Genomic DNA, 6649 nt, shown 5'->3' with positions numbered 1-6649 from the left:
GTGATAAGTTTTGGTGTTATGGGGCTTTTTAATATTCCCCTGAGCACAACAACAGCTCTGCTGTCCAGTATTGCAATAGGAATAGGGATAGACTATGCAGTACATTTTATTGAGAGGTACAAAATTGCAGCTTCGGAGACAGACAATAAGGTTCTTGCGAGCGAGCATGCAATGGCCCATTCCGGCAGAGCGATTCTTTTTAATGCAGTTGTTGTGATTGCAGGGTTTCTCGTGCTTGTTTTTTCGGTATTCCCTCCAAACAGGGCTCTGGGTGCTCTTGTATCAATGAATATGTTTACAAGTTTTGTGGGAACCTTGACAATCATGTTCCTGCTGCTTTACATGTCAGATATCTATTTTAAAAACAGAAAACAGTAAGGATAATCAGAAAGAGGTGAATTATGTATTCAAACAAGATTAAAACCGCATTAATTATATTTTTATCTGTAATAGCCGGTGTTTTAAATGCTCAGCAGAAAATTACAGGCCTTAAAATTATTGAAAATGTTTACAACAGGCCCTCGCCAAAGGATCAGACAGGTGATCTTACAATGACACTGATAAATTCCAGAGGCGACACAAGAGTCCGGGAGATCAAACAGTATGTAAAAGACTACGGCAAGGTTGAAAAGAAGATCATGTTCTTTATCTCTCCTGCAGATGTTCGTAATACATCTTTTATGAACTGGAGTTACGATCAGGAAGGCAAAGATGACGATCAGTGGATATATCTGCCTGCTCTTAAAAAGGTAAAAAGAATTTCAAGCGACAGTAAAAGCGATTACTTTATGGGTTCGGATTTCACATACGATGATCTCGGCGACAGGCAGCCTTCGGAAGATACTCATAAACTTCTCAGGGAAGAAGAATTTAACGGAGAGCAGTGCTATGTTGTTGAAAGTATTCCCAAAGGAGAAGATTATATGTATTCCCGTACTGTAACATGGATCATAAAAGATAAATGGATCGGGCTTAAAAAAGAGTTCTATGATGAAGACGGGGATCTGCTTAAAACTCTTACAATTAAAAAGTATGAAAAAATAAAGGGATACTGGCTGATTACAAACTCCGAGATGCACAATGTGCAGAAGAATCATAAGACCGTAATGGAGTTGACGAACCTTAAGCTTGACACATCAATTTCTGACAGGCAATTTACAGAGAGAATGATGAGGAGAGGCCTTTAATGAAAAAGATATGCAAATCATACATCCTGTTATTTTTAATGCTTGTTTCGGTTTCAGCGGTTTACGGGCAGTCTGCAAATATCTCCGGATATGTTAGAAACTACACAGGCGTGCTTTTAACAGGAGATTATAATTATGCAATAATTCAGAATACGTTTAATCTTAATTTTGAAGAGACAAAAAACAAAGTGGGTTTTAAGGTTAATCCCTATGTGTATCATTATCAGAACCGGGAAACAGAGTATGGTCTTCGTCAGGCTTATCTTGATCTCTATTTTGATACATTTGATCTTCGCATTGGAAAACAGCAGATTATATGGGGCAAGGCGGACGGAGTGTTTATTACAGATGTGGTCTCTCCAAAAGATTTAAGCGAGTTCCTGCTTCGTGATTTTGACGAGATACGTATGGGAATCACATCTGTCAAGGCAGATTACTATATCGGAAACAATACTTTTGAGTTTGTTTATGTGCCTGTATTTACTCCCACAAGAATGCCTGATCAGAATTCTATCTGGTATCCGGCTCCTCAGTTACCTCCTAATGCTGTGTTGGATTATTCTGAGTCGCAGGTTGAAAATAAGCTGTCAAACAGCGAAGTATTTGCCAAATTTTCAGGATTAACATCAGCAATAGATTTTGAGATTATGGCAGGCTACATGTGGGATGATGATCCTGCAATGCACATGGTCCGCTCAGTTGATCCTGCAACACAGGAGCCCGATCTGACAGTAATGCCGAAATATCACAGGCTCGGCCTTGCAGGAGGAAGTTTCAGTACAACTATTAAAGGCGTGGTCTTAAGAGGAGAGTCTGCATATTACAATGGCAAGTATTTCAGCTCTGCTGATCCTGGTGCCGCAGAAGGGGTTACTGAAAAAAATTATGTGCAATATTTAATCGGCCTTGATTATACATTATGGGGCGTTAAGGTAAGCGGCCAGTTTATACAGAAAGTTATACTGGATTATGATGACAGCATTGTAAACGACCAGTACGAAAACATGGCAACCATACTTTTAAGCAAAGATTTTCTGAGGGAGACTCTGCGTGCGGAGCTCTTTTCATACATCGGCCTGAACAATTCGGATGCACTTATCCGCCCAAAAATCACATACGACCTTGCAGACGGGTTTGAGCTGCTCCTCGGCGCCAATATTTTTACAGGGGACAAGGGCATGTTCGGAAGGTTTGATAAAAACGATATGGCCTATTTTAAACTGAAGTATAGTTTCTAGTGTGATTTTAATATAACCGGGATAAAATATTCTATGTGTTTGTCTTATTTTATTCCGGTTTATACTTTTCTGTCCCATATTTAAATTCCGATTTATTCCAATATGTTATTTCAAATATTTTTAATTCTAAAAGAGATATAAGATGGCCGTCCCGTTTTTCGGTAATAAAAGATTTTTCACTTGAATTTGATTTAAAATTTTAATAAAATGTAAGTCCTAACGGGAGTTTATTTTTCAGGGCAAATTATAGAATTTGTTTGAAAAATGTATTATTCTAAACAGGATTTTAACATCGTATGCTTTTCATAAATTTTTATCTTTTTAATTTGAGTCCATATCTGTTATGGCTGTATCCGGGAAGCGATCTGATAATATGATTGTAGGCACAGGAATTGATATTATTGAGATAGGCAGAATGAAAGATGCTCTTTCGCGGTTTGAAGATCGTTTGAGAAAGATGCTTTTTACTCCTTCTGAAACAGAATACTGCCTTAAGGGCGCAAACAGGCGTGTTCAGGCAGTCAAGTTTGCAGGAAGGTTTGCAGCAAAAGAGGCATATCTTAAAGCTATTGGCACAGGCCTGCGGGATGGAATCAAATGGACTGATATTGAAATACTTAATGATGATCTCGGTAAACCGTACATAAATGTAAAAAATATAGCGATGCAGAAATTAAGAGAAATTAAGGGGGATCAAATACATATTTCTATTTCACATTGCCTTGAATATGCAACTGCGGTTGTAATACTTGAGCAAACAGTATAAATATTATTGGAGAATTTAATGAAGAAAATCCTTATTACCGGAGCAATCGGCCAGATTGGTTCTGAACTTACAATGGCATTAAGAGAGCGGTACGGCAGCGGTAATGTACTTGCAACAGACATCCGTGTCCCGAATGGAGAGGTGCTGGAATCGGGCCCTTTTGAAAAAATGGATTGCACAGACCCAAAGAGCATTAATGATGTAGTAAGCAAATTCAAACCGGATACAATTTACCATCTTGCTGCGCTTCTTTCAGCAGTTGCAGAGGCAAAACCTCAGGCAGCATGGAAAGTTAATATTGACGGCCTGTTTTACGTTCTTGAAACTGCACGTGAAACAGGCTGCGCTGTTTTTACTCCCAGCTCAATAGGAGCTTTCGGCCCGGCAACACCACAGGATAATACGCCTCAGGATACAATTCAGAGGCCGAACACAATGTATGGTGTAACCAAAGTGTCAGGGGAGCTTTTGTGCGATTATTATTATAAAAGGTTCGGAGTTGATACAAGAGGCGTGCGTTATCCGGGAATTATATCCTATAAAACTCTTCCAGGAGGCGGTACAACAGATTATGCCGTAGAAATTTATTATGAAGCTGTTAAAAACAGCAGGTATACATCTTTTATCAAAGAAGGTACATACATGGACATGATGTACATGCCTGATGCTCTGAAAGCTGCTATTGATGTAATGGAGGCTGATCCTGACCGTCTGAAGCACAGGAATGCTTTTAATGTTACAGCAATGAGCTTTGCTCCTGAACACATTTATGCAGAGATTAAAAAAGTAATACCTGATTTTAAAATCTCTTATGATGTTGATCCTGTCAGACAGTCTATTGCAGATTCATGGCCGAATTCCATGGATGATAGTGCAGCAAGAGAAGAATGGAACTGGACTCCGGAGTATGATCTTGCAAAGATGACAGAAGAGATGATAAAAGAACTGAAGAAAAAATTGTTGTGATGGTGAGGAAAGGGAATTTAATTATAAATAATTAGAGGAGGGCAAATGTCAAATATCGGGAATTACGATGATAGAGTAAAAGATTTTGACTGGGCCGTTGCTGAAAAAGAACTTGGCTACAAAGATGGGGAAGTGATTAATATAGGGTGGTACTGTTCTGACAGAATCTGTGATATGGGAAAAGCAGATAAAACGGCATTAATTTGGGAAGGCTTAAGCGGAGCTGAAAAAAGATATACGTTTAATGATGTAAGAATTGCATCAAATACAATTGCTGCTTATTTACAAAGCCTCGGTGTGAAGAATGAAGACAGAGTATGCTTATTTATGGATAAAATCCCTGAATTATACATAGGGTTTCTCGGTATACTGAAAATAGGGGCAATTGCGCAGCCGCTTTTTTCTGCATTCGGGGACGATTCTCTGCATGTGAGAATTGATAATGCAAAAACAAAAGTCATTCTGACACAGAGAAAACATGTAAGCAAAGTCAGAAGGATTTTAGAAAAATCTCCGTATCTGGAACATATAATTATTGTTGACCACGACGGCAAAAAACCTCTTAAAGAAAAAGAAACGGCTTTTTCCCTTGATAGCGCGGAACCTGTGGAAGATTTTAAAATATTTCCGACAAAGGCTGAATCCCCGTCTGTTCTTCACTATACTTCAGGTACAACAGGACAGCCCAAAGGAGTGAAGCATGTTCATTACTCCCTTATTTCTCAATACCTTACAACCAAATGGGTTCTTGATCTTCAGGATGACGATATCTATTGGTGTACTGCAGATCCGGGATGGGTTACAGGTACATCTTATGGAATAATAGGCCCGTGGTCCCTTGGTATTACACAATGTGTTCTTGATAAGGGATTTTCTGCTGAAACCTGGTACGACTTTATAGCACGCCATAAAGTTACTGTGTGGTATTCTGCTCCAACTGCAATCCGATCGCTTATGAAAGCAGGGGATGAACTGGTAAAGAAATTTGATCTTTCGTCACTTCGCCATCTTGCGAGTGTCGGAGAGCCTTTAAATGCAGAAGCGGTTGTATGGTCTGAAAAATTGTTCGATAAGCCATTTCTTGATTCTTACTGGCAGACTGAAACAGGTTCAATAATGCTGACGAATTTTCCGGATATGAAAGTTAAACCAGGTTCTATGGGCAAACCGTTTCCCGGGATTACAGCAGCAGTTGTTGATCCCGAAACTTTTGAAGAGATAAAAGAACCGGGAAGAATAGGCCTTATTGCATTTAAACCTGGCTGGCCTGCAATGATGAGAACTTACTGGAACAATGAAGAAGCATACAAGAGCAAGTTTAAAAACGGCTGGTATCTTCCGGGAGACAGGGCACATATTGATAAAGACGGGTATTTCTGGTTTACAGGCCGTGATGATGATGTGATAAACACAGGCGGCCATCTTGTAAGCCCATTCGAAGTTGAATCAGCCCTTCTTGAACATGAGGCAGTTGCAGAGTCTGCAGTTGTTTCAAAACCTGATGAAGTAAACATGGAAGTTGTTAAAGCGTTTGTAGCATTAAAGCCTGGTTTTGAACCTACTCCTGATACGGAACTTAAAATTATGAATTTTATCCGCAAGAGGCTTTCTCCTCTTGCAATGCCTCAGGAGATTGAGTTTGTAAAATCTCTGCCGAAAACGAGAAGCGGTAAAATTATGAGAAGGCTTTTAAAGGCGAAAGAGTGGGGTGAGGAAATAGGCGACACCTCTACTCTTGAAGACGACGAATAGTACATTAAAAGAATATAATTCTAAAGAGAGGTGAATAGAATGGATGAAATGCAGAAAGTAGTGTTGGAATATGTAATTGACGAATATCTTGAAGATGAAGATGAGGAGCTCAATGTTGATACTCCGCTTATTTCCGGCGGGATTGTGGATTCATTCTCAATGGTGTCATTAAAGCGTTTTCTGGAAAATAAATATAATATTTCCATACCTGACGACAAAGCCACACCAGAGGCTTTTGATACTGTAAACAAGATTTGTACATTAGTTAAAGAGTTTTCTAAATAGTAATAAATACTTCTTTGCGATACATTTTACAGGAGGAAGGTTATGGCGTTCAGCGAAAAAATAAAGAAAATCTACCTGGGGCAGTTAGATGATATCCGGGACCAGGGGATATTTAAGCAGGAAAGATTTATTCATTCCGCACAATCTGCGGATATTGAAGTTGAGTTTCCCACAGGCTCATCTTTGAAAAAAGTTATTAACATGTGTGCCAATAACTATCTTGGATTATCAAGCCACCCTGAAGTAATAAAAGCTGCTCACGAAGGGCTTGACAGCCGCGGGTACGGAATGTCTTCAGTAAGGTTTATATGCGGAACTCAGGATATCCATAAAGAGCTTGAAGACAAGATGACAAAATTTCTCGGTACGGAAGATACAATTCTGTTCCCTTCGTGTATGGATGCAAATGCAGGAGTTTTTGAGGCAATTCTCGACAAAGATGATGTTATGATTTC

The 6649-nt window shown here is 39.3% G+C and carries 8 protein-coding genes; all 8 read left to right on the top strand.

Annotated elements, in window-relative coordinates; translation table 11 throughout:
• A partial coding sequence (locus J7K93_05410; protein MCD6116430.1) for an MMPL family transporter occupies positions 1 to 378 on the top strand: 378 nt, incomplete at its 5' end.
• A 23-nt stretch (positions 379 to 401) separates the two neighbouring features.
• Complete coding sequence (locus J7K93_05405) at positions 402 to 1187, top strand: outer membrane lipoprotein-sorting protein (protein ID MCD6116429.1); 786 nt, start codon at positions 402 to 404, stop codon at positions 1185 to 1187.
• Positions 1187 to 2425: a hypothetical protein gene (locus J7K93_05400; protein ID MCD6116428.1), complete on the top strand. Its 1239-nt coding sequence runs from the start codon at positions 1187 to 1189 to the stop codon at positions 2423 to 2425. The genes J7K93_05405 and J7K93_05400 overlap by 1 nt, the downstream gene beginning before the upstream one ends.
• A gap of 373 nt (positions 2426 to 2798) precedes the next feature.
• Positions 2799 to 3191: a holo-ACP synthase gene (gene acpS, locus J7K93_05395; protein ID MCD6116427.1), complete on the top strand. Its 393-nt coding sequence runs from the start codon at positions 2799 to 2801 to the stop codon at positions 3189 to 3191.
• A gap of 18 nt (positions 3192 to 3209) precedes the next feature.
• Complete coding sequence (locus tag J7K93_05390) at positions 3210 to 4157, top strand: L-threonine 3-dehydrogenase (GenBank protein ID MCD6116426.1); 948 nt, start codon at positions 3210 to 3212, stop codon at positions 4155 to 4157.
• Positions 4158 to 4202: 45 nt separating this feature from the next.
• Positions 4203 to 5909, top strand: a complete 1707-nt coding sequence (acsA, locus tag J7K93_05385) for an acetate--CoA ligase (protein MCD6116425.1) — start codon at positions 4203 to 4205, stop codon at positions 5907 to 5909.
• A 39-nt stretch (positions 5910 to 5948) separates the two neighbouring features.
• Complete coding sequence (locus J7K93_05380) at positions 5949 to 6194, top strand: acyl carrier protein (protein ID MCD6116424.1); 246 nt, start codon at positions 5949 to 5951, stop codon at positions 6192 to 6194.
• A 42-nt stretch (positions 6195 to 6236) separates the two neighbouring features.
• Positions 6237 to 6649, top strand: a 413-nt coding sequence (locus J7K93_05375) for an aminotransferase class I/II-fold pyridoxal phosphate-dependent enzyme (protein ID MCD6116423.1), incomplete at its 3' end; no start/stop codon positions are given.

The sequence above is a fragment of the bacterium genome, from assembly GCA_021158245.1.
Lineage (GTDB): Bacteria > Zhuqueibacterota > QNDG01 > QNDG01 > QNDG01 > QNDG01.
The sequence above is the reverse complement of the archived record's forward strand: the minus strand, read 5'-3'. Positions and strand labels throughout refer to the sequence as shown.